At 73.4% G+C, this 21402-nt stretch carries 22 protein-coding genes; 14 read left to right on the plus strand and 8 right to left on the minus strand.

Annotated features, from left to right (window positions below):
- On the minus strand, nt 1–240 hold a 240-nt coding region (locus E6J59_00315), incomplete at its 3' end, for a hypothetical protein (protein ID TMB24321.1).
- 519 nt (nt 241–759) lie between these two features.
- On the opposite strand from E6J59_00315, the gene E6J59_00320 reads away from it, so the two are divergent.
- The 6 genes from E6J59_00320 (at nt 760) to E6J59_00345 (ending at nt 9001) form a co-directional block, all read left to right on the plus strand.
- The gene (locus E6J59_00320) at nt 760–1536 is read left to right on the plus strand and encodes an alpha/beta fold hydrolase (GenBank protein ID TMB24322.1); all 777 of its coding nucleotides are present in this window, start codon (nt 760–762) and stop codon (nt 1534–1536) included.
- 290 nt (nt 1537–1826) lie between these two features.
- Entirely contained in the window at nt 1827–4478 is a 2652-nt protein-coding gene (locus E6J59_00325; protein TMB24323.1) for a response regulator, read from the plus strand.
- Between the two features lie 25 nt (nt 4479–4503).
- The gene (gene thiE, locus E6J59_00330) at nt 4504–5106 is read left to right on the plus strand and encodes a thiamine phosphate synthase (GenBank protein TMB24324.1); all 603 of its coding nucleotides are present in this window, start codon (nt 4504–4506) and stop codon (nt 5104–5106) included.
- A 170-nt stretch (nt 5107–5276) separates the two neighbouring features.
- Nucleotides 5277–5690, plus strand: coding sequence for an HIT family protein (locus E6J59_00335; protein TMB24325.1), 414 nt, complete (start codon nt 5277–5279; stop codon nt 5688–5690).
- Between the two features lie 91 nt (nt 5691–5781).
- Entirely contained in the window at nt 5782–8094 is a 2313-nt protein-coding gene (gene egtD / locus E6J59_00340) for an L-histidine N(alpha)-methyltransferase (protein TMB24326.1), read from the plus strand.
- Nucleotides 8078–9001 (plus strand): hypothetical protein, encoded by a 924-nt coding sequence (locus tag E6J59_00345; GenBank protein ID TMB24327.1) that lies wholly within the window; start codon nt 8078–8080, stop codon nt 8999–9001. The genes egtD and E6J59_00345 overlap by 17 nt, the downstream gene beginning before the upstream one ends.
- 6 nt (nt 9002–9007) lie before the next feature.
- Here the strand turns inward: E6J59_00345 and E6J59_00350 are convergent, their stop codons facing one another.
- Both E6J59_00350 and E6J59_00355 read right to left on the minus strand, forming a co-directional pair.
- A complete protein-coding gene (locus E6J59_00350) occupies nt 9008–10645 on the minus strand; it encodes an HNH endonuclease (GenBank protein TMB24328.1) in 1638 nt (545 codons plus the stop codon).
- An 82-nt stretch (nt 10646–10727) separates the two neighbouring features.
- Nucleotides 10728–11144 (minus strand): hydrogenase, encoded by a 417-nt coding sequence (locus E6J59_00355; GenBank protein ID TMB24329.1) that lies wholly within the window; start codon nt 11142–11144, stop codon nt 10728–10730.
- Nucleotides 11145–11211: 67 nt separating this feature from the next.
- Between E6J59_00355 and E6J59_00360 the strand changes: the two genes are divergently transcribed.
- The 6 genes from E6J59_00360 to E6J59_00385 all read left to right on the plus strand — a co-directional run bounded on the left by E6J59_00360 (nt 11212) and on the right by E6J59_00385 (nt 14813).
- Nucleotides 11212–11934, plus strand: a complete 723-nt coding sequence (locus E6J59_00360) for an ATP-binding cassette domain-containing protein (protein ID TMB24330.1) — start codon at nt 11212–11214, stop codon at nt 11932–11934.
- On the plus strand, nt 11934–12542 hold the full coding sequence (locus E6J59_00365; protein TMB24331.1) for an ABC transporter permease: 609 nt from the start codon (nt 11934–11936) through the stop codon (nt 12540–12542). Before E6J59_00360 ends, E6J59_00365 begins: the two co-directional genes overlap by 1 nt.
- Nucleotides 12539–12943, plus strand: a complete 405-nt coding sequence (locus E6J59_00370) for a hypothetical protein (protein TMB24332.1) — start codon at nt 12539–12541, stop codon at nt 12941–12943. Before E6J59_00365 ends, E6J59_00370 begins: the two co-directional genes overlap by 4 nt.
- Complete coding sequence (locus E6J59_00375) at nt 12940–13782, plus strand: ABC transporter substrate-binding protein (protein ID TMB24333.1); 843 nt, start codon at nt 12940–12942, stop codon at nt 13780–13782. Before E6J59_00370 ends, E6J59_00375 begins: the two co-directional genes overlap by 4 nt.
- Before the next feature lie 212 nt (nt 13783–13994).
- Nucleotides 13995–14531: a PIG-L family deacetylase gene (locus E6J59_00380; protein ID TMB24334.1), complete on the plus strand. Its 537-nt coding sequence runs from the start codon at nt 13995–13997 to the stop codon at nt 14529–14531.
- Nucleotides 14532–14624: 93 nt separating this feature from the next.
- Nucleotides 14625–14813, plus strand: a complete 189-nt coding sequence (locus E6J59_00385; GenBank protein ID TMB24335.1) for a hypothetical protein — start codon at nt 14625–14627, stop codon at nt 14811–14813.
- A 175-nt stretch (nt 14814–14988) separates the two neighbouring features.
- Here the strand turns inward: E6J59_00385 and E6J59_00390 are convergent, their stop codons facing one another.
- Entirely contained in the window at nt 14989–15882 is an 894-nt protein-coding gene (locus tag E6J59_00390; protein ID TMB24336.1) for a DUF882 domain-containing protein, read from the minus strand.
- Nucleotides 15879–16304, minus strand: a complete 426-nt coding sequence (locus tag E6J59_00395; protein ID TMB24337.1) for an NUDIX domain-containing protein — start codon at nt 16302–16304, stop codon at nt 15879–15881. The genes E6J59_00390 and E6J59_00395 overlap by 4 nt, the downstream gene beginning before the upstream one ends.
- Nucleotides 16305–16372: 68 nt before the next feature.
- On the opposite strand from E6J59_00395, the gene E6J59_00400 reads away from it, so the two are divergent.
- Nucleotides 16373–17185, plus strand: coding sequence for an SDR family oxidoreductase (locus tag E6J59_00400; protein TMB24338.1), 813 nt, complete (start codon nt 16373–16375; stop codon nt 17183–17185).
- On the opposite strand, the gene E6J59_00405 is transcribed toward E6J59_00400, so the two are convergent.
- Complete coding sequence (locus tag E6J59_00405) at nt 17186–17908, minus strand: SDR family oxidoreductase (GenBank protein ID TMB24339.1); 723 nt, start codon at nt 17906–17908, stop codon at nt 17186–17188.
- A 76-nt stretch (nt 17909–17984) separates the two neighbouring features.
- On the opposite strand from E6J59_00405, the gene E6J59_00410 reads away from it, so the two are divergent.
- Nucleotides 17985–18851, plus strand: coding sequence for a class I SAM-dependent methyltransferase (locus E6J59_00410; GenBank protein TMB24340.1), 867 nt, complete (start codon nt 17985–17987; stop codon nt 18849–18851).
- 3 nt (nt 18852–18854) lie between these two features.
- Here the strand turns inward: E6J59_00410 and E6J59_00415 are convergent, their stop codons facing one another.
- Both E6J59_00415 and E6J59_00420 read right to left on the minus strand, forming a co-directional pair.
- Nucleotides 18855–20435 (minus strand): hypothetical protein, encoded by a 1581-nt coding sequence (locus tag E6J59_00415; GenBank protein TMB24341.1) that lies wholly within the window; start codon nt 20433–20435, stop codon nt 18855–18857.
- 75 nt (nt 20436–20510) lie between these two features.
- Nucleotides 20511–21402: FtsX-like permease family protein (locus E6J59_00420; GenBank protein ID TMB24342.1), on the minus strand; the 892-nt coding region annotated here is incomplete at its 5' end.

Raw genomic sequence — 21402 nt, forward strand, 5'->3', positions numbered from 1 at the left:
GAGCTGGCGGCGGGCGAGGCCCTCCAGGTAGAGGTCGTCGGTGCGCAGGCGGTGGATCTCGTCCCGCAGACGCACGTTGTGCTCCATGAGCGCGAAGGTCGCCTGCCCGAGCGCCCGTCGCTCGGCGCGCAGGCGCAAGAGGTGCGCGATGCCGTGCTCGCCGAGCAGGACCGAGGCGGCGACGCCCGTGATCGCGAGCACGAGCGCCGCGCTCAGCACCTGCCCGCCCCCCATGCGCACCGGGCGACTGGTAACCGAAAGAGGGCGGCGAGGCAAACCTGCGCCGGCGGGGAGCTGGTGTAAAACGCTCTGCTACTCCGCCACACGCATCCTCGGGAACGACATTCTAGGCGAGCGCGAGCCTCGGTAGCGCCTGCCGAACCGGTTTCAAAAATATTTTCCAAAACGCCGATCTTCTCTTGACTCGCTCCCCCGGCCGCTTCTATACTCCGCGCTGTTGGGAGGCGGGGTGGTGGGGATTCTCGCCTGGGAGATGGGACGGAGGTTTCTCACTTCCAACAGGAGGTAAGCATGGCCAAGAAGAAGGCAAAGAAGGCAAAGAAGAAGAGCAAGGCAAAGAGAAAAGGCCGGAAGTAGGCGGCGAAGATCAAGTGACTGTTTCACTGCTTCTGACCTGCTAGGCACATAGAAGACAAGTAGAGAACAAAGGATTTCTTCTCAGGCGAGAACGGGCCGCCCTCGGGCCCGGAGAAAGGCCCTTCGGCAATTCCGAAGGGCCTTTTTCGTGGCGCCGCGGGAATGCTGACCGCAGAGACGCTGCCAGCGGAGGGCGGGCGCTATGCAGCCGCGCTCGTGTGCATCCCCGGGCTGTGGGCGGGAAGCGGCATCTGGCGCGGGTTTGCGAGCTTTCTCGGCCACCGCGGCTGGGAGTGCCACCTGCTCGACGTGCGCGGCGTGCCGGGCGGTCTCGGCGCGCGGGCCGCGGCGGTGCGCGCGTACGCGACCGCCCTGCCGGCGCCGGCCATCCTGGTCGGGCACGACGCCGGGGGACTCGTCGCGCTCGCCGCCGCGGCCCATGGGGCGACGGCGGCCGTCGTGCTGCTCACGCCGCTCGCACCCGGCAGCCGTGCGGCCCGCCGGCTCGTCCTGGCCCCACGGACCCTGCTCGCGCTCCTGGTCGGGAGCCCGGTGCCGCCGCCGGCCGGGCGGGCCGCGGCGGCGTGGGCGGACATGCCGCCCGGGCTGCGAGCGAGCCTGGGGCCCGAGGGCGCGGCCGCCGTGCGCGAGATCTTGTGGGGCCGAGTGCGCCCCACGCCGGCGCGGGGGATGCCGGCGCTCGTCGTCGCGGGCGCGTGCGATCCCCTCCTGCCGCCACCGGCCGCCGACGCGCTGGCGCGGGCCGTCGGCGCGGAGCTGCAGATGCTCGAGGGTGCGAATCACTGGCCGCTCGGGGGCGCGCGCTGGCAGCCGGCGGTCTCGCTGGTGCATCGCTGGCTCGTGCAACGGCTCGGCGAGCCGCTCCTCGAAACCTACGCCGAGGCGATGGCGGACCGGGAGCCGAACGACCGCGACTAGTGTGGTGTCCGTCGTGACCACGGGGCGCATACGCAAGCCACGGGCCGGAACGACGAACGCGGTGTCAACGCGATGTCACGGTCGGCAGCGGGGCGCGGGACCGGACCTTGACGGCCCGCCGCCGCGGGGCTAGGGTCACGCGCACTGCACGGGGTGTCCGCGCCGCCCCTTCGCATGGAGGTAGCCAGCGACAAGCCGGGCGCGGCATGCCCTCGCCAGCACGTGTGGATGTGATGATCGCCCGGTGGGGACTGGCTCGAGAGGCCGCCTCCTGATCGTGGGTGGAGGAGATGTCGTTGGAGACGAACGCGCCCGCGGCCGAGCCGAATGATGCGGTCGACCGGCTGGAAGCCGTCAGCGACACGGCGCTGGCGCTGCTCTCGCTCGACGACCTGCTGCACGAGCTGCTCGCCCGCGTGAAGCGCATCCTCGCCGCCGACACCGCCGCCATCTTCCTCCTCGACGGCGACGTGCTCGTCGAACGCGCGGCCACGGGGCTCGAGGAGGAGGACACGCGCGAGGTGCGCATCCCCGTCGGCGCGGGCTTCGTCGGGCGGGTGGCGGCGGACCGACACCCCGTCGCCATCGAGAACGTCGACCGCGCCCAGCTGGCGCACCCCGTGCTCCGCGAGAGCGGCATCCGTTCGCTCCTGGGCGTCCCCATTCTCTTCGAGGGGCGGGTGGTCGGCGTGCTCCACGTGGGCACCCTCCAGCCGCGCCAGTTCCGCCGCGCCGACGCGCAGCTCCTCCAGGTGGTGGCCGACCGGATCGGGCTCGGGATCGAATACTCCCGCCTCTACGAGCAGGAGCGCAACGCTCGCGCCCGTTCCGAGGTCGAGCAGCGGCGCAGCCGCTTCCTCGCCAACGTGAGCGCGCTGCTCGCCACGACGCCGGACTACGAGCCGACGCTGCGCAACCTGGCCCGGCTGGCGGTGCCGGAGCTGGGCGATTGGTGCGTGATCGACATGCTCGGCGAGCAGGGCCTGATGCGCCGGGTCGCGGTCGCGCACGTGGACCCGACGAAGGAATCGCTCGGGTGGGAGCTCGAGCGCCGCTACCCGATGCGCCCGGACGACGCCTACAGCCCGGCGCGGGTCGCCCGCACGGGGCGGCCGCAGCTCGTCGCGGAGGTCACCGAGGCCATCCTGGCCGAGGCGGCGCGCGACGTGACCCACCTCGACCTGCTCCACCAGCTCGGGCTGGCATCGGCGATCACCGTCCCGCTGGTCGCGCGCGGCCGGACCCTCGGCACGCTGAGCGTCGCGATCTCGGCGTCGGGACGCCGCTACACCCAGGAGGATCTCATCTTCATGGAGGAGGTCGCGGCCCGCGCCGCGCTCGCGGTGGACAACGCGCGCCTCTACCGCGAGGCCCAGGAGACCAGCCGGCTCAAGGACGAGTTCCTCGCCACCCTCTCGCACGAGCTGCGCACGCCGCTCACCAGCGTGCTCGCGTGGATGTGGATGCTGCGGCGCGGGCGGCTCGACCAACCCGCCGCCGAGCGCGCGCGGGAGACTATGGAGAAGAGCATCCGCTCGCTCCTGCACATCATCGACGACCTGCTCGACGTATCGCGCGCGATCAGGGGCCAGCTGCGTCTGGACGTGCGGCCGATCGGCCTCGTCCCGGTCATCCAGGCCGCCGTCGACGCCGTGCGCCCCGCCGCCAGCGCCAGGGACATCCGGCTGCGGACGACCATCGACGCCGACGCCGGGCCGATCCAGGGCGATGCGAGCCGGCTGCAGCAGGTGATCTGGAACCTGCTGATCAACGCGATCAAGTTCACGCCCGTCGGCGGCCGCGTTCACGTTCGCCTGGAGCGCGACGATTCGAGCGCGATCGTCACCGTGAGCGACAGCGGCCCCGGCGTCCCGCGGGAGTTCCTCCCGCACGTGTTCGAGCGCTTTCGCCAGGCCGACGCGGGCTCGACGCGCGCGCAGGGCGGCCTCGGGCTCGGGCTCGACATCGTGCGCCACCTGATCGAGCTGCACGGCGGCACCGTGAAGGTGGACAGCCCGGGAGAGATGGGTGGCGCGACCTTCACGGTCACGGTGCCGCTGCACGAGCCCGAGCGCGCGGCGGCCGCCGAGGCCGGCGCGCCGGCCGAGCCCGCGAGGCCGGAGCTGGCCATCGCGCCCTCCTCGGCGCTCGACGGCGCGCGCGTGCTGGTCGTGGACGACGAGGCGGACGCGCGCGAGGTCCTGAGCGTGCTGCTCACGGGTGCGGGCGCGGAGGTGCGGACGAGCGCCTCGGCCGCCGAGGCGCTCGACGTCCTCAAGCGCTGGCAGCCCGACGTCCTGGTCGCGGACATCGCGATGCCGGGCGAGGACGGCTACGAGCTGCTCTCCCGGGTACGGGACCTCGCGCCGAGGCAGGGGGGAGAGACCCCCGCCCTGGCCCTCACGGCCTACGCCCACCCGGAGGATCGGGAGCGCGCGCTGTCGGCCGGCTTCCACGACTACATCCCCAAGCCGTTCGAGCCTCCTTCGCTCGTGATGGCGATCGCCCGGCTGGCGCGCACCCGCCGCGCCACCCGCCGGCGAGCCGCCGCGCCGCGGCCCGGAGGCCTCATCATGCTGGTGGAGGACGACCCGGGCACGTGCGAGTACAGCTGCGCGGTGCTGAGGGACTGCGGCTACCGCGTGCTCACGGCGCAGAGCGGGGAGGAGGCGTTGCGGGTGTGGGCGAAGCACCGCGGGGAGATCGATCTCATCGTGACGGACCTGATGATGCCGCGCTCGAGCGGAGTGGACGTGTACCGCACGCTGCGCGCGGAGCAGGCCGACGTGCCCATCATCATCGTGTCCGGCTACCCGCTGGTGGCGGAGATGCTCGGGGCCCGGCAGGAGGGGGTGGTCGAGTGCCTCGAGAAGCCGGTCGCGCCCGAGCAGCTCGCGGCCTCGGTGCGCCGCGCGCTCGCGCGGGAGGCCTGGGCGGGCTGAGCCGCATCGCGCGGCGCCAACCCCCGTGCCACCCCGGGTCCCGAGCCTCGTCCTGGTGACCGACCGGGGCGGGACGGCGGGCCGCGACCTCGTCGCCGTCGTGGCCGCGGCCCTCGACGCGGGCCTGCCCGCCGTGCAGCTCCGCGATAAGGACCTCCCCGGACGGCCGCTCCTCGCGCTCGCGGAGCGGCTGCGCGAGGCGACGTCGCGCAGGGGGGCGCTCCTCCTCGTCAACGACCGCATCGACGTGGCGCTCGCGGTCGGGGCCGACGGCGTTCACCTGGGCGGCGGCTCGCTGCCGGCAGAGGCGGCGCGCCGGCTCGTGGGTCGCGCCGCCCTCATCGGCGTCTCGACGCATGCCCCCGGGGAGGCGCCCGCGGGCGCCGACTTCGCGTTCTTCGGCCCGGTCTACGAGACCCCGTCCAAGGGCGGCGCGCAGGGCGAGGCGCGGCTCGCAGAAGCGGTCCGGGCCGCGGCGCTGCCCGTGCTCGCGATCGGCGGCGTGACCGCCGCGCGCGCGCCGGCGGTGCGCGCGGCGGGCGCGGCCGGCGCCGCCGTGATCCGCGCCATCCTCGCTGCGGCCGACCCCGCCGCCGCGACTCGTGATCTCCTCGCCGCGCTCGCCTGAAGCCGCTTGCCGAGCGGCGCGCGGGCGGGGTAGCTGGAGCCGTGCGCGCCGCCCTCGCCCTCCGGCCGACGCCCGCGGTCGGCGCGTATCGGACGATCGCGCGGCACCACGGCGTGACGCCGGGTCTGCTCCGGCGCCACCCCGGGCCGGCGCCGTAGGAGGAGGAGACCATGGAGTGCATCTTCTGCCGCATCGTCGCCGGGGAGATCCCCGCCGAGGTCGTCACGCGCGAGCCCCAGGTGGTCGCGTTCCTCGACGTGCAGCCGCTCGCCGACGGCCACGTGCTGGTCGTGCCACGCGCGCACGTCGAGCGCGTCGAGGACCTCGGGCCGGCGGAGGCGGACGCGCTCTTCCGCGCCGTGGTGCGCCTGGCCGGACCGGTGCGCGAGGCCCTCGGCGCCGCGGGCACGACCATCGGCGTCAACAACGGCGAGGCGACGGGGCAGACGATCCCCCACGTCCACGTCCACATCGTGCCGCGCTGGCCGAACGACGGCGCCGGGAGCGTGCACACGATCTTCCCGCGCAACGTGAAGCGGAAGCTCGCCGACGTGGGTGCGGCGATCCGGAAGGCGATCGGCTAGGCCCCCGGTCCGGCCGCCCTCGCGACCGCGGCCGATCCTCCACCGGCGACGGGATTGACCCAGCTCGCCGACCCGACTAGCTCGGAGCGAAGTGACGCGGCCGGACCCCACGGACGGTTTCCGCCGCGAGCGGCACCGCGGCTTCGCGCTCGACGTCGACGCCCTCGAGGAGCCGGCCGACGGCTTCGCGCAGTCGGTCGTGCGGGGCCTCTCCGACCATCCGCGCTGGCTCCACTGCCGCTGGCTCTACGACGATCGCGGCAGCGAGATCTTCGAGCGCATCTGCGAGCAGCCCGAGTACTACCAGACGCGCACCGAGGCGGCGTTGCTCGCCGAGCACGCGGCCCAGATCCGCCGCGCGGCCGCCGCGCCGACGGTCGTCGAGCTGGGCTCGGGCAGCTCGGTCAAGACGCGCCACCTGCTGCGCGCGTGGCCGGGCGGGCGCTACGTGCCGGTCGACATCAGCCTCGGCATGCTCCGGCAGTCGTGCGCGGCGCTCGCCGCGGAGCTCCCGCGGCTCGAGGTGCGCGGCATCGCGGCCTCCTACGAGCGCGCCTTCCCGCTCCTGCGCGAGCTCTCGCCGCTCGTGCTCGTCTTCCTGGGCAGCACGATCGGCAACCTGAACCCGCAGGAGACGGCCGACTTCCTCGACCGCGTCTCGGCGGCGCTCGGCCCGGGCGACCACTTCCTGATCGGCATCGACCTGGTGAAGGACGTGCGCACGCTCGAGGCGGCCTACAACGACCGCGCCGGCTGGAGCGCGGCCTTCACGAAGAACCTGTTCGCGCGCATGAACCGGGAGCTCGGCACGCGCCTCGACCTCGACGCGATCGAGCACGTCGCCTACTACGACGGCCAGCTCGACCGGATCGAGATCTTCGCGCGCTTCCGGCGCGAGGAGGTGATCGAGCTGCCGGATATCGGCCGGCGCTTCCGCATCGCGCGCGGCGAGATGATCCTGACCGAGATCAGCCGCAAGTTCCAGGTCGACGAGGTGGCCGCCAACGCGGCCCGCTTCGGCTTCGAGACGGTCGGCGTGTTCAGCGACCCGACCAGGGCGTTCGCCGTGCTGCTGACGCGGCTGCGCGACCGCCGTCCCGCCACCGCGGGGCGCGAGAGCTCGGCGGACGCGCACCTGGCCGCCGCGCGCACCCGCACGCTCGAGCTGGTCGAGCCGCTCACGGACGAGCAGGTCACGCGGCAGCACCGCCCGATCATGAGCCCGATCGTGTGGGACCTCGGGCACATCGCGAACTACGAGGAGATCTGGTCGATCCGGGCGCTCGATCCCGCCGCGCCCGTCACCGAGGACGTCGACTGGATCTACGACCCGGTCGCCAACCCGCGCCCGAGCCGCAAGCATCTTCCCCTCCCCGACCGCGACGGCACCCTCGCCTACATGCACCAGGTGCGCACGCGCGTGCGCCGGCAGCTGGCCCAGGTGAACTTCGACCCCTCGGACCCGCTCCTCGCCCACGGGTACGTCTACAAGATGATCGCGCAGCACGAGGCGCAGCACTCGGAGACCATCCTGCAGACGATCCAGCTGATCGAGGATCTGACCTACGAGCCCGGGCGGCGCGTGGAGCCCCGCCGCGCCGCCGTGTCGATGGACGTGGAGTACGCCGTCATCCCGGCCGGGCCGTTCGTCATCGGGACCGACGACCGCAGCTTCGCCTACGACAACGAGCGGCCGGCGCACGTGGTCGAGCTCGGGCGCTACCGGATCGACCTGGCGCCGGTGACGAACGGCCAGTACCTGGCCTTCATGCTGGACGGCGGCTACCGGAGGCGCGATCTCTGGACCGAGGCGGGCTGGCTCTGGCTCAAGGAGACCGGCGTGGGGCACCCCGCGCAGTGGGTGCTCGGCCCCGACGAGCGCTGGCTCGAACGCTCCTTCGGGCGGCTGGCGCCGCTCGTCTTCGACCGGCCGGTCGTCCACGTGTCGTGGTACGAGGCCGCCGCGTACGCGCGCTGGGCCGGGAAGCGGCTCCCCACCGAGGCCGAGTGGGAGAAGGCCGCGGCGTGGGACCTGGAGACGCGCGTCGCGCGCCGCTACCCGTGGGGCGACGCGCCTCCCAGCGAGGATCACGCGAACCTGGACCAGCGGACGTTCGCGCCGGCCGCGGTGGGCGCCTACCCGCGCGGGCGGAGCTACTTCGGCTGCCACCAGATGATCGGCGACGTGTGGGAGTGGACGGCGTCGGACTTCGCGCCCTACCCCGGCTTCGTCGCCTTCCCGTACCGCGAGTATTCCGAGGTGCACTTCGGCAAGGGCCACAAGGCGCTGCGCGGCGGCTCGTGGGCGACGCGCCCGGTCGCGGTCCGGAACACGTTCCGCAACTGGGACCTGCCCCAGCGACGGCAGATCTTCGCCGGCTTCCGCTGTGCCGCCGACGGCTGAGGCGGCGCTCGCGGCGCTGCCGGTGGTGGTGGAGGAGGTGGAGTGCCGCGTGGGGGCGGTGCGGCTCGCGTCCTATCCGGGCGGCGGGCGGCCGACGTCGGAGGTCCGGCTGGGCGAGGGGCGTGGGGAGTGCGTGGCGTGGACGGCCGAGGCGCACGAGGAATTCCGGGCGCGGACGGGGGCCGCGCCGCGCGGCCGGTGGGCGCGCCTCGGCGACTGGTCGGAGGCGATGCGGGCGCGGTTCTCCGACCCGTACGAGCGCGCGGCGCTCGAGGCGGCGGCGATCGACCTGGCGCTCCGCCAGGCCGGGACGAACCTCTTCGAGCTCGCGGGCGTCACGTCGCGCGCGGTGCGCTACGTCGTGTCGTACGGGCGGCTGCGGGACCCGATGGCCGAGGCCGAGCCGGGCGTCGAGCTGAAGCTCGACGTGGACCCGGCGTGGGACGGCCCGACCTACGCCGCGCTCCGCCGCGTCGCGGTGCTCGACTTCAAGGGCACGGGGAGCCCGGCGGACCACGAGCGCGCCCACCGCGCCCTGCCCGAGGCGCTGATCGAGGATGCCCTCGCCGGGCCGTGGTCGGCGTCGCTGCGCACCCGGCTCGGCTTCGACGCGCCCGTCACGTCGGCGGGCGCGCTCGACGCGCTCCCGGTCCGGCCGGCCGCCGTGAACCTCAAGCCCGCGCGCATGGGCGGCGTGCTGGAGGCGCTCGCGTGCGCCGAGCGCTGCGCTCGGCTGGGGATCGACGTCTACGTTGGCGGGATGTTCGAGGTGGGTGTCGGGCGCCGGCAGCTGCGCGCGCTCGCGGCGCTCCTCTGTCCCGACGCGCCGAACGACGTCGCGCCGCTGGTGCCGCCCGAGCGGCCACCGCGCCTTCCGGTCGACGGCTCGGCGTCCGGGTTCGCCTGAGCGCCGTCACGGCAGGTACCGGTCGCCGAGGGTGCGGAGGAGCGGCGGGCGGCCGCGACGGACGCCGATCTCCCAGGTGATGGCGTGGGGCGCCGTGCCGTGCGCCCGAATGCGGCCCAGGTGGATGCCGCGCAGGTGGTGCCAGGCGCAGATGGCCACGCGGTTGGCGCGCGAGTTGTCGCCACCGGCCGAGCGATACCGGATGTGGTGGTCGTGGAGGTTGGCGCGCGAGGTGCAGGCCGGGACCGCGCAGCGCCAGCCGTCGCGCGCGAAGACCGGGTCGCGGTGCTGCGGCTGGGCCTCCCACTCGTGGCAGACGTGCTCGAGGAGCTTCTCGCAGGCCTTCCAGCGCGGCTCGCCGGCCGGACGGAAAGCGTCGAGCGCGGCGCGGAAGAGCGCGACGACCGACGGGGCCGCGGCGAACGTGATGTCGGCATCGAGCATGTCGTCACTGCGCGCACACATTTGCCGCTCGACCGGAGCGAGCGTGGCGCCGGGCGGAGGAGGCGCCGTCGGGAGCCCCGCGTCGCGCCGGTCGAGCGCCCATTCCACCTCGGCGACGAGGCGCCGGAGCGTCACCTCGCCCGCGCGCGCGACCCAGGCGTCGTCGCGGGAGGCCACGGGGAGGAGGGTCAGCGCGCGCAGCCACGAGACGTTGCCCTCGCGGTAGGCGGCGGCGAGCGCCGGCGTCCGGCGCAGCCCGCGCTCGAGCGCGACCAGGGCGCGCGCCTTGCGCCCCGAGAGGCCAAGGCGCTCTGCGACATAGCGGGACGCCGACGGGAAGCCGAAGGCGCGGTGCAGGCGAAGGTCGAAGAAGGTGCGGAGGAGGACACCCATCTGCCAGTCGATGCGCTGCATGGCGCGGCGGGCGACCCGCAGGCGCTCGTCGATCATGAAGGGGTCACCCGCAGGGCCGAGCTGGAGGAGCTTCTCCACGTCCTCCGCGATCGGCACTTCGACGGCGGACCAGCCGGGGTCGGCCGGCGTGTCGACGGGCTCCGGTGGGGGTTCGCGGAAAGGGCAGTCGTCGACGGGAGCGGGCGCGGCGGAGAGTCCCTCGGCGGCGATGACCTCGGCGGCGGCAGCGAGCGGGAGCTCGCTCCCCGCCATACGGCGGGCGAGCTCGACCGCCTGACGCCAGCGGGCGCGCAGCCGTCGCGGGCAGCGGAGCGAGAAGCGGAGGCGGTGGCGCTCGTCGGGGTCGGCGGGCGGGCGCGCGACGAGCGCCTCGAGCGCGCGAACCGTCCGGTCGCGCGCGAGCGCCAGCCACTCGCCCTCGCTGTCGGGCGTGGCCGCCGTGGCGAGGAGACGCGTCTGCGTCCACGACACGTCGCCCGCAGCGAAGGCGGCGGCAATGGCCGGGAGGCTCTCGAGCCGCTCGGCAACGCGCGCGAGGTCCTGCACCTGGCGTGCGGAGAGACCGAGCCGCTCGCGCGTCCAGTCGCCGAGGCGCGCGAAGCCGAGCCGGTTGTGGTAGCGGCCCGCGAGGAAGGTCCGCGCGAGCCGGCCGAGGACGCGGCGGCAGACCGCCTCCTGGCGCGCGAGGCGGCGGAGGTAGCCGTCGAGCTGGCGCGCGCGGAGGTCGCGGTCGACGGTGCGCCGGTCGCCCGTGTCGGCGAGGACCTCTGCCGGGACGACGTCCATATATGATGCGAGCGAAGATTAGGCGAAGATCGACCCCTGCGTCAACGCCGCTCGGGAACGCATCGGCCGCATGCATCCGCCGCTAGCGACGCCCGCGGAGGCCCCAGAGCAGGAGCAGGCAGCAGAGGAGGATGCCGGCCGCGGTCGACTGGAGGCCCAGGTTGACGATCGCCTCCTGCCACCCGGCCGCGGTGTGCCCGGCGCCGGCGATCGGCGTCATGCTGCTCGTGCCGAGGATCGCCGCCAGGAGGAGCGACGCCGAGCTGCCGTACGTGCCGAAGAGCGCGAGCCGGTAGGCCGCGGACTCGGCGCACGGCGGGAGCCGGAGCTCGGCCCAGAGCGCGCCCAGCACGGCGAGGAAGGTGCCCGTCATGACCCCGCCCAGATGGGCCGAGAGGCCCATGCGCGGGTTCGTCATCCGCTGGACGAAGGCGCCCACGACGAGGCCGAGCAAGAAGAGGAAGATGCCGTGCCAGAAGAGGCGGCGCCGCCGGTCCACGCGCCCCTCGTAACACAGGTCGGCGCGCAACGTGGAACCGCGCGGGCCCGCGTGCTAGCAGGCTCGCGTGCCGTTCGTCGAGTTCGCCGCCGCGGGCTTCCGGCTGCCGGACGGGCGCGCGCTGCTCGACGGGCTCTCGCTCGCGGTGGAGGAAGGCGAGACGCTGGCCGTGATCGGGCGGAGCGGGTCGGGGAAGACGACGGCGCTCAAGCTCGTCAACGCGCTCCTCATGCCGAGCACGGGCGAGGTGCGCGTCGCGGGGCGGGCGACGACGGCGTGGGACGCGATCCGCCTCCGGCGCCGGACGGGGTACGTGATCCAGGAGGTCGGGCTCTTCCCGCATCTCACGGTGGCGCGGAACGTAGGGCTCGTGCCCGAGCTGGAGGGCTGGCCAGCGGAGCGCATCGCGGCGCGCGTCGAGGAGCTGCTCGCGCTGGTGGGCCTCCCGGCGGCGGAGTTCGCGCCGCGCTACCCGCACGAGCTCTCCGGCGGGCAGCGACAGCGGGTCGGCGTGGCGCGCGCGCTGGCCGCGGACCCGCCCCTACTGTTGTTGGACGAGCCGTTCGGAGCGCTCGATCCGATCACGCGCGCCGAGCTGCAGCGCGAGTTCCGGGCCCTGCAGGCGCGGCTCAGGAAGACGGCGATCTTCGTCACCCACGACATGCGCGAGGCGGCGCTGGTGGGCGACCGGATCGCGGTGGTAGCGGGCGGGCGGCTGCGCGCCGTCGCGACGGGGGACGGGCTGCGTGCGAGCGGCGATCCCGAGGTGCGCGCGCTCATGGACGCGTGATGCTGCGCGAGGTGCTCGTGGAGACCGGCCGGCACGTGATGCTGGTCGGCGTGTCGGTCGGGGTGGCGTCCGCCGTCGGGGTGCCGCTTGGCGTCTGGCTCACGCGCCGGCCGGGGTGGAGCCGCATCGTCCTCGGCCTCGCGAGCGTGCTCCAGACGATCCCGAGCCTCGCGCTCTTCGGGTTCCTGATCCCCGTGCCGTGGATCGGCGGCATCGGGGTGCGCACGGCGCTGGTCGCCCTGACGCTCTACTCGCTGCTGCCGGTGCTCAGGAACACCGTGACGGGGATCGCAGGCGTCGACCCGGCGACCCGCGAGGCCGGGCGCGGCATGGGGATGACGGACGCGCAGCTCCTCTGGCGCGTGGAGCTGCCGCTCGCGGCGAGCGTCATCATTGCCGGCGTTCGTGTAGCCACCGTGATCGGGATCGGCGTCGCGACCATCGCGGCGGCGATCGGCGCGGGCGGGCTCGGCGTCTTCATCTTCCGCGGTGTCGCGATGGTGGACAACCGCACGATCCTGGCCGGCGCGCTGCCCGCGGCCGCGCTGGCGGTGGGGGCGGAGCTGGCGCTGGGCGCGGTGGAGCGCCGGGTGAGGCCGCCGCGGTGAGGTGGGCCCTGCTGGTGTTGGCGGCGCTCGCGGCCTGCGGCCGCGGCGCGGACGTCATCGTCGTCGGCTCGAAGAACTTCACCGAGCAGCGCATCCTGGGCGAGCTGCTCGCGCAGACGGTCGAGTCGGTGGGGCTGCGCGCGGAGCGGAAGCTCGACCTGGGCGGCACGTTCGTCTGCGATGCGGCCATCCGCGCCGGGCAGATCGACATGTACGTCGAGTACACGGGGACAGCGCTGGCGGCGATCCTGAAGGGCGGGCTCGGCGTCTTCATCTTCCGCGGTGTCGCGATGGTGGACAACCGCACGATCCTGGCCGGCGCGCTGCCCGCGGCCGCGCTGGCGGTGGGGGCGGAGCTGGCGCTGGGCGCGGTGGAGCGCCGGGTGAGGCCGCCGCGGTGAGGTGGGCCCTGCTGGTGTTGGCGGCGCTCGCGGCCTGCGGCCGCGGCGCGGACGTCATCGTCGTCGGCTCGAAGAACTTCACCGAGCAGCGCATCCTGGGCGAGCTGCTCGCGCAGACGGTCGAGTCGGTGGGGCTGCGCGCGGAGCGGAAGCTCGACCTGGGCGGCACGTTCGTCTGCGATGCGGCCATCCGCGCCGGGCAGATCGACATGTACGTCGAGTACACGGGGACAGCGCTGGCGGCGATCCTGAAGGAGAAGCCGGAGGGGATGGACCGCGCCCAGGTGCTCGCGCGCGTGCGCGAGGCGTACGCGAAGGACGGCCTCGTGTGGACGGCGCCGTTCGGGTTCGACAACACGTTCGCGCTGGTGGTGCGGAGGGACGCGGAGGAGGTGCGGACGATCTCCGACCTGGCGGCGCACCCCGGCGACTGGCGCGCCGGGTTCGGCTACGAGTTCAAGGAGCGGGCGGACGGCTACCCCGGCCTGGCGCAGGCGTACGGACTCGAGCTCGCGGAGATCCGGATCATGGACCTCGGGCTCCTGTACCGGGCGCTCGTCGACCAGAAAGTGGACGTCGTGGCGGGGAACGCGACGGACGGGCAGATCGAGAGCCTGAAGCTGAAGGTGCTGGTGGATGATCGAGGGTACTTTCCGCCATACGAGGCGGCGCCGGTGGTGAGGCGGGTGGTGCTGGAGAGGTACCCAAAGCTCGCAGCGGCGCTGGAGGGGTTGGGAGGGAGGATCTCGGTGCAGGGGATGAGGCGGATGAATTATGAGGTGGATGGGGGGCACCGGGGGCCGAGCGAAGTTGTGCGTGAGTTCCGCACGGCGTCGTAGCCACCGCACCTGAACCCAGGTGGATTCGCACTGCGCATCTCCTCTGGTTCGGGCCCGACGGTTAGGCGCGGCGCTGCGGTTGGCAGTGATCCTCGTCGCGGCCCTGCCCGTCGGCTGCCAGCGCGCGCAGGCGCCGTCCGTTTCCGTGGAGCGCGGGGAGCGGCTGCTCGTGATCCGCCCCACCCGGACGACAGACGCTCGGCGCGGGTGGTCTGATCCAGCGGGTGGTGTCGGCGCACGGCACCGTGCGCGTCGTGCTGGTCACCGCGGGAGATGGCTACGTGGAGGCGGTGCGGTACGAGACCGGGGAGCTCAGACCTCGCGCGCCCGTGTACGTCGCCTACGGCGAGCGGCGGCTGCGCGAGGCGCGGGCAGCCATGCGGAAGCTCGGGGGCGACCGGATGCGCCTGGGCCTCCTCGGCTTCCCCGATGGCGGCCTCGAGCAGCTCCTTCAGGCTCACTGGTGGCGCGACGTGCCCGAGCGCTCGCCGACCACCGGAGCCGTGCGCCCGCCCTATCCCGAGGCGCTCGACCGCAGCGTTGCGTACGATGGTGACGATCTCCGCCGGGAGCTCGTGCGGGTGCTGCGCGAGACCCGGCCGACCACCGTCGCGTTTCCCGATCCGCTCGACCGCCATCCCGATCACAGCGCCACGGGCGTCTTCGTGCTGCTCGCGCTGGGGGACCGGCTCGCCCGAGACGGACGTCTCCCGCGTCTCCTCGCGTACCTCGTGCACTGGCCCGGTTGACCGCCGGGATGGGACGATCCCCAGCCGGCGCTGGAGGCGAGGGGGCAACCCCTGGAGCTCCCCCCGGACCTCCCCGACCGTGGCCTCGCCCGCGTGGCCCTTCCGCTCTCGCGCACCGAGATCGACGGGAAGGCGGCCGCTCTCGAGTGCTACGTCACCCAGCAGGAGGTGCTGTCGAGTCTCCTCGCCGCCTTCGTGCGCCGCACGGAGCCCTTCACGGTCTTCACCGTGGCCGAGGTGCGAGGTGTAGGGAGCACGATCCAGCGGAAGGCCCGCCAGTAGGCAGTGGCTCTCGGAAACGGCTCGTTCGGCGCGGCCAGGATGTTCCGCTCGGGACCTCGCGTACTCCCGTCACGCAGTTCGACCGTGCGGTGACCATAGCTCGCTGCAAAGGCGCTGTGCGTGACGGGCACCGAGGTCAAATGCCGCTCCACGTTCAGCGTGTGAAATCTCCGACCTACCGAATCTCGACGACATTCGTCTCAACTGTACCCGGCGTCCGCTCGGGCACCGGGCCACAGGTCGTCAGTACGATCTTTCCTCGGTCTGCCTTCGACACCCCACGAAGCCGCATGTTAGCGCCCGACCCCGGAACTTCCAGACAACCGTCTCGCTCCGGCAATTCTCCGTCGACCACGACCGCGACCGCCTCGCCTCGTTCGGGCACCAACCTCCCCTCCCGCGCCACCCGCACCGGCCCCACCGTCATCGCATGCAGCGCCACGACGATCTCCTCCCCCCTCGCATACCGATCGAACTCCGTCCGCCCAAACAACCTCGCATTCCCCGCCGACAGATTCTCCTCCACCCTCGACGTGCTCGGCTCCCAGAACCGCGGCCGCCCGACGTCGATGTGCAGGAACCCGTCCTTCGCGTAGTACCCCGCCCCGCAGCAATCCAGCGCCCGCACCTTCATCCACAACGGACGCAGCATCGCCCGCGGGAAGGCCACGTCCGCCGCGAGCCCCTCGGTGTGGAGCGACCCGCCCGCCGCGCGCACGCCCTGCGCCCGCAGCCCCTCGTTGTACTCCGGGCGCCGATACCCCGACATCAGCGTCAACGGCCGCGCCCGAGCGGTCTTCTGCGCCCAGCTCAGCACCTCGATCAGCCGGAGCGACGCCCTCCCCTCCCCCTCGTCACCGGAAGACCGGAACGCCCGCCGGATGCGCGCAAGCGCCGCTTGATCATACGTTCCGTCCGCGCGCCGATACCGTACCTCCGCCCGCTCCTTCGTATGCGCGTTCACGATCGCCAGCGTCCCGTCCCCCATGATGAAGAACCGCTGCAAAGGCGCCGCCCATGCGCCCGACGCGACCAGCGCCACCACCACCGCCGCCGCGAAAAACCTCACCGCACGAACGCCTCCACCCGCCGCATGAGCGCGTCCGCGATCCGCACCCGGTGCATCGGCACCATCTCCGCCGGGAGCCGCTCCGGGTCGAACCAGCCCAGCTCGAGCGACTCGTGGCTGCACGTGAGCACGCCGCCGACGACGCGGCACTCGAAGCTCGAGCTGACGTAGTGGATGACGTTGCCGTCGGGGTAGGTGACGACCTGGCCGTGCGCGGGGGCGGAGTAGACGCCGATGAGTCTGAGCGGCGTCACCTCGAGGCCCGTCTCCTCGCGCACCTCACGCACCAGCGCCTCGGTGACCGACTCGCCGGGCTCGACGCCGCCGCCGGGGAGGCCCCAGAGGCCGTTGTCGGCGCGGCGCTGGAGGAGCAGGCCCTCGGCCGTCAGGATGATCGCCGACACGCCGGGGCGGATCACCATGGCGAGGCACTGTAGGGGCGGCGCCCCCGGGTGGCAAGCGCGAGCGGGACTGGAGTAGACGGGGCACCATGGCGGACATCACCTGGAGCTTCGCGGGCAGGGTCGCGCTGGTGAGCGGCGGCGCGTCGGGGATCGGGCGCGCGGCGGCGGCCGGCTGGATCGCGGCCGGGGCGCGCGTCGCCGTCTTCGACCAGAGCGCGGAGCGGCTCGAGGAGACGGCGGGCGCGCTCGGCCGCGGGGCGCTCGCCACGGTCGCGGGCGACGTGAGCGACCCCGACGACTGCGAGCGGGCGGTGGCGGAGACGCTCGCGCGCTTCGGGCGCCTGGACATCCTCCTCAACTCGGCGGGGACGGGCGCGATGGGGCGCGTGTGGGACCTCGAGCCCCTGGTGTGGGACCGCGTCCTCGCCGTGAACCTCCGTGGCACGTTCCTCCTGACGCGCGCGGCGAGCCGGTGGATGGTGGAGCAGAAGCGCCCGGGGCGCATCGTCAACATCGCCTCCACGAACGCGACCGTGCCGACCGCCGGGCACTCGCCCTACTGCGCGTCCAAGGCGGGTGTGGTCGCGCTCACCCAGGTGGCGGCGCTCGAGCTCGCGCCGCACCGGGTGACGGTGAACGCGATCGCGCCCGGCCCGGTGGACACGAACCTGACCGCCCCGCTCTTCGCCATGCCCGGCGCGCGCGAGGAGTTCCTGCGCCACGTCCCGCTCGGGCGGATGGGGCGCGCGGAGGACATCGCGCAGGCGATCCTCTTCCTCTCCTCCGAGGCGGCCGAGTGGGTGACGGGCCAGTGCTTCTACGTGGACGGCGGGCAGTCGCTGGTGGCGCTGCCGCCGTACATCGACCTGGTGGAGCGGCTCCTCGGGGGGAAGCTGTAGTCAGTCGCGGCGCTGGCTTCCGAAGTCGACGGTGCTGAGATGCATGCCGCCGTCGACGCCCACCGCCTCGCCAGTGATCGAGCCCGCCGCCGGCGAGGCGAGGAACGCGATCAGCGCCGCGACCTCCTCCGGCTCGACCAGGCGGCCCGCGGGCAGCACCGCGAGCCAGCGCGCCATCACGTCGGGCGGCATCGCCCGCACCTGCTCGGTCGCCACCAGGCCCGGGAGGACGGCGTTGGCGGTGATGCCGTGGCGGACGTTCTCGGCCGCGACCGTGAGGACCATCCCCACCACACCCGCCTTCGTCGCCGTGTAGGCGACCTGCCCCCGCAGGCCGGAGCGCGCCGCGGCGCTGGAGATCACGATGATCCGCCCGAAGCGCCGCTCGCGCATCCCGGACAGACACGCCTGCACGGTCCGGAACGCCCCGGTCAGGTTGACGTCGACGTCGCGCTGCCACTGCTCGGCCGTCATGCGGTGCGCCGGCGCGATGGTCGTGGTGATGGCCGCGTTGGCGACGCACACGTCGACGTCGCCGAGCGGGGGGAAGGGGTCGCGCGCGACGTCGAGGCGCACGTCGCAGCCTGCGGCCACGTCGGCCGTCACGACCTGCATGCCGTCGCGGCGGAGGCGCTCGGCGATCGCGGCGCCGAGTCCGCGTGCCGCTCCCGTGACCAGCGCCTTCACCGCGTGGGCTCCGGCCTCATGCACGGCCCGGAGCATGCGCCGGCGCGCGCGCCGTCGTCAACGGCCCGGGACACTTGCTTTGGGGTGACGAGTCGACTCTGATCCGCAGCGCATGCCCGCGCCGGACTCCAACGCCGAGCAGATCCGCTACTGGAACGAGGCCGCCGGCCCGAAGTGGGTCGCGTTCCAGAAGGTCATCGACGCGCAGATCAGTCCACTCGGCGAGCAGGTCATGGATCGGGCGGGCATCGCTCCCGGCGAGCGCGTCATCGACGTTGGCTGTGGGTGCGGCGACACGACGATCGCCCTCGGCCGGCGCGTCGGACCCGCGGGGCGGGTCCTCGGTATCGACGTCTCCGCCCCGATGCTCGAGCGGGCCGCCGAGACGGCGCGCGCGGCGGGGGTGGCGAACGTCCGCCTCGAGAATGCCGACGCCCAGACCCATCGGCTTTCCCCGAGCGCCTTCGACGTCGTCTACTCGCGCTTCGGCGTCATGTTCTTCACCGACCCGGTGGCGGCGTTCACGAACCTGCGCGCGGCGCTGCGCCCCGGCGGACGGCTGGCTTTCGTCTGCTGGCAGGCGCTGCCCGAGAACCCGTGGCTCTTCGTGCCCCTGCGGGCCGCAGCGCAGCACCTCACGCTCCCGCCGCCGCCCGCGCCGGACGCGCCCGGGCCTTTCGCGTTCGCCGACCCCGAGCGTGTCCGGGGTATCCTCGCGCGCGCGGGCTTTGGCGACATCGTCCTCGAGGAGCTGCACACAACGCTCACACTGGGCGGCGGTGGCACCGTCGACCAGGCTGTCCGCTTCCTGACCGAAGGCGTCGGGCCCGTGAGCGGCGTCCTGCGCGAGGCCGATCCCGCGGTACGGCCGACGGTCGCCGCCGCGGTGCGCGCCGCCATCGCGCCCTTCCACACGCCGCAGGGCGTGCGGATGGGCTCGGCCGCGTGGATCGTCACGGCGCGCAGCAGCACGCCGTAGCGGCTACTTCTTCCCGCACCACGGGTTCGACGGCACCCCCTTGCACGGGTTGCGCATCGCCCGCTGCGGCCGGAGCGCCTTCAGCTGGACCCCGGTCGCGCGCGGGTAGTGGTGGTCCGGGTCCTCCGGGCAGGGCCCGAGCAACTCCGTCGCGCACAGCACCTGGTTCGAGAGGCGGCTCATCAACGGATCATCGCCAGCGTTCGGGACGCCGCACCGCCGGTGCGTCGTCTCGAGACCGTCCGGCGCACTCGACACCTCGTGGCTCGCGTCGCGGTTCCCGTGCCAGCAGTTGCCGGGATCGTGCGGGTAGCTCAGATCGGCGAGGTCGCCGTTGGTGGCGTTGCCGAAGAAGCCGACGTTCTTGAAGCGGTTACGCGTCACCTCCTGGCCGAAGGTGTCGTAGAAGCACCAGCCGGGCGCGATGAAGTCCATGCGGCCGCCGTCGCAGTGGGCGACGGGCGGCGGCGTGTCCGTGTCGAGGTAGGGGACGACCAGCACACCCCACGACCCCTGGTTCTCGATCCGATTGCCGATCACCGTGTCGTGGCGGCCGCCGGCGAGCACGATACCGGCGCCGACCGGTCCCAGCGCGGCCGTGCCGGAGCGGGGCACGTTCGGATTGTTGTTGTCGTGGACGTGGTTCTTCCGGAAGAGCGTGCAGGAGTGGCTGCCGGTCGGACCTCTGCCGCCGCCGGGGCAGGCGCCGTCCTGCGGCGACGGGGCGTCGTCGTTGTTCTGGCTGTTGGTCACGATGCCGCAGGTGTTCTCGTCCCACTCCGACTTCTCGACGATCAGGTGCCCGCCGGAGTTGGTGCCCGAGTAGCCGAGCGCCGAGTTCTCGGCGTGCGCGTCGGTGAGCCTCGTGTTGCAGTCCGGGCACGCGCCCACGTAGTAGGCCGCGTCGCGCATGTTGCTCGCATAGGTGTGCTCGATCAGGCCCGGCCCGTTCACGTTGCTCGCGAAGATGCCGTACTCGGCGCCGGGCGCGTCCTCGCCGAGGAACACGGTCGACGTGGCGGAGAGATAGGCGCCGCGGTAGCCGTTCAGGTTCACGGTGCCGGTGCCGTCGCCGCCGTTCCACCAGATCTGGTTGCCGCCGCCGTGGGCCCCGGTCAGGAAGTTGCAGGCGGTGAGGTTCTCGACCGAGACGCCGTCCACCTCGAACACCTCGACGCCGTTGCGGCCCGACGGGTGACCGTCCCCGTCGAGCGGCCCCAGGTCCTGGGCGTCCGGGCTCGAATCGCAGGGCGCCGAGCCGGGCTTCGTGCCGTCGACGATCACCTGGTTGCGGTCGAGGCCGCGCAGGTGGAGGTTCGGCTTCGTGATCAGCACGGCGCCGGCGGCGTCGCCGCCGGGGAGCGCGTGCGTGTAGTCGCCGCGCTCGTGGTAGTCGCCGGGGGCGATCAGGATCCAGTCGCCGGGGCTCGCGGCGTCGACCGCGTCCTGGATCGACGTGAAGTCGCCCGCCCGCCCCTTCCACGTGCCGACGCGGAGCACGGCGGCGGAGGCGCCGGCGGCCGCCATCGTGACGAAGGCGGCGGCGAGCAGAGTGGAGGCCGGACGGATGCGCTGGTGGCTCATGCGCAGCGGATAGGCGGCCCGGGGCCCGGCTGTCAAACCGCGGGCCGTCGAGCTCTACCGCGACTGACGCCCCCTCTACTCGTAGCGGAGCGCGGCGATCGGATCCAGGCGGGCCGCCCGACGCGCCGGGTAGAAGCCGAAGAAGATGCCGATGGCACCCGCGACCAGGAAGGCGCCCGCGGCCGCCGGCGCGGAGAGGAGTGTCGGCCACTGCGCGAGGTACGCGATCAGCCGCGTCGCGGCGAAGCCGAGGACGATGCCGACCGCGCCACCCACCAGGCTGAGCGCCGTCGCCTCGACCAGGAACTGGAGCAGGATGTGCCCGGTCCGCGCCCCCACCGCGAGCCGGACGCCGATCTCGCGCGTGCGCTCGGTCACCGACACCAGCATGATGTTCATGATGCCGATGCCACCCACGAGGAGCGATACGGAGGCGACGCTGAGGAGCAGGTTCATCATCACGGCGCTCGCGTTCTTCGAGGCCTCGGCGATCTCGTTGAGATCGCGGACGGTGAAGTCGTCGTCCTGGCCCTGCGGGATGCGATGGCGCTCGTGGAGGAGCGCGCGGATCTGCGGCTCGACCTCGGGCAGCACGTCGGCGGTCGCCGCCGCGGCGACGATCATGTCGACCGTGCCCAGGATCTGCGTGCCGAGGACGCGCCGCTCGGCGGTCAGGAACGGTATCAGGACCACGTCGTCCTGATCCTGGCCCCACGCCGTCTGCCCCTTGCGGGCGAGCACGCCGATAACCTCGAAGGGCACGTTCTTCACGCGGATGGTCGCGCCGAGCGGATCCTCGCCCGGGGTGAAGAGCTGATCGACGACTGTCTGCCCGAGGACCGCCACCGGGTTGGCGCCCGCGTCGTCCCGGTGGTCGAAGAACCGCCCCGCGCTGAGGGGCCACTCGCGCACCGACAGGTAGGAGGGCGGCACGCCCTGCGCCGGCGTGGCCCAGTTCTGGCTGCCG

This window comes from Deltaproteobacteria bacterium (assembly GCA_005879795.1).
Lineage (GTDB): Bacteria > Desulfobacterota > Binatia > DP-6 > DP-6 > DP-6.

Bases quoted from the DNA above. Each gene is read 5' to 3' on its own strand.
- E6J59_00320 (TMB24322.1), top strand. From the start codon at position 760: ATGCTGACCGCAGAGACGCTGCCAGCGGAGGGCGGGCGCTATGCAGCC.
- E6J59_00325 (TMB24323.1), top strand. From the start codon at position 1,827: ATGTCGTTGGAGACGAACGCGCCCGCGGCCGAGCCGAATGATGCGGTC.
- E6J59_00335 (TMB24325.1), top strand. From the start codon at position 5,277: ATGGAGTGCATCTTCTGCCGCATCGTCGCCGGGGAGATCCCCGCCGAG.
- E6J59_00350 (TMB24328.1), bottom strand. From the start codon at position 10,645: ATGGACGTCGTCCCGGCAGAGGTCCTCGCCGACACGGGCGACCGGCGC.
- E6J59_00365 (TMB24331.1), top strand. From the start codon at position 11,934: ATGCTGCGCGAGGTGCTCGTGGAGACCGGCCGGCACGTGATGCTGGTC.
- E6J59_00395 (TMB24337.1), bottom strand. From the start codon at position 16,304: ATGGTGATCCGCCCCGGCGTGTCGGCGATCATCCTGACGGCCGAGGGC.
- E6J59_00400 (TMB24338.1), top strand. From the start codon at position 16,373: ATGGCGGACATCACCTGGAGCTTCGCGGGCAGGGTCGCGCTGGTGAGC.
- E6J59_00405 (TMB24339.1), bottom strand. From the start codon at position 17,908: ATGCTCCGGGCCGTGCATGAGGCCGGAGCCCACGCGGTGAAGGCGCTG.
- E6J59_00410 (TMB24340.1), top strand. From the start codon at position 17,985: ATGCCCGCGCCGGACTCCAACGCCGAGCAGATCCGCTACTGGAACGAG.
- E6J59_00415 (TMB24341.1), bottom strand. From the start codon at position 20,435: ATGAGCCACCAGCGCATCCGTCCGGCCTCCACTCTGCTCGCCGCCGCC.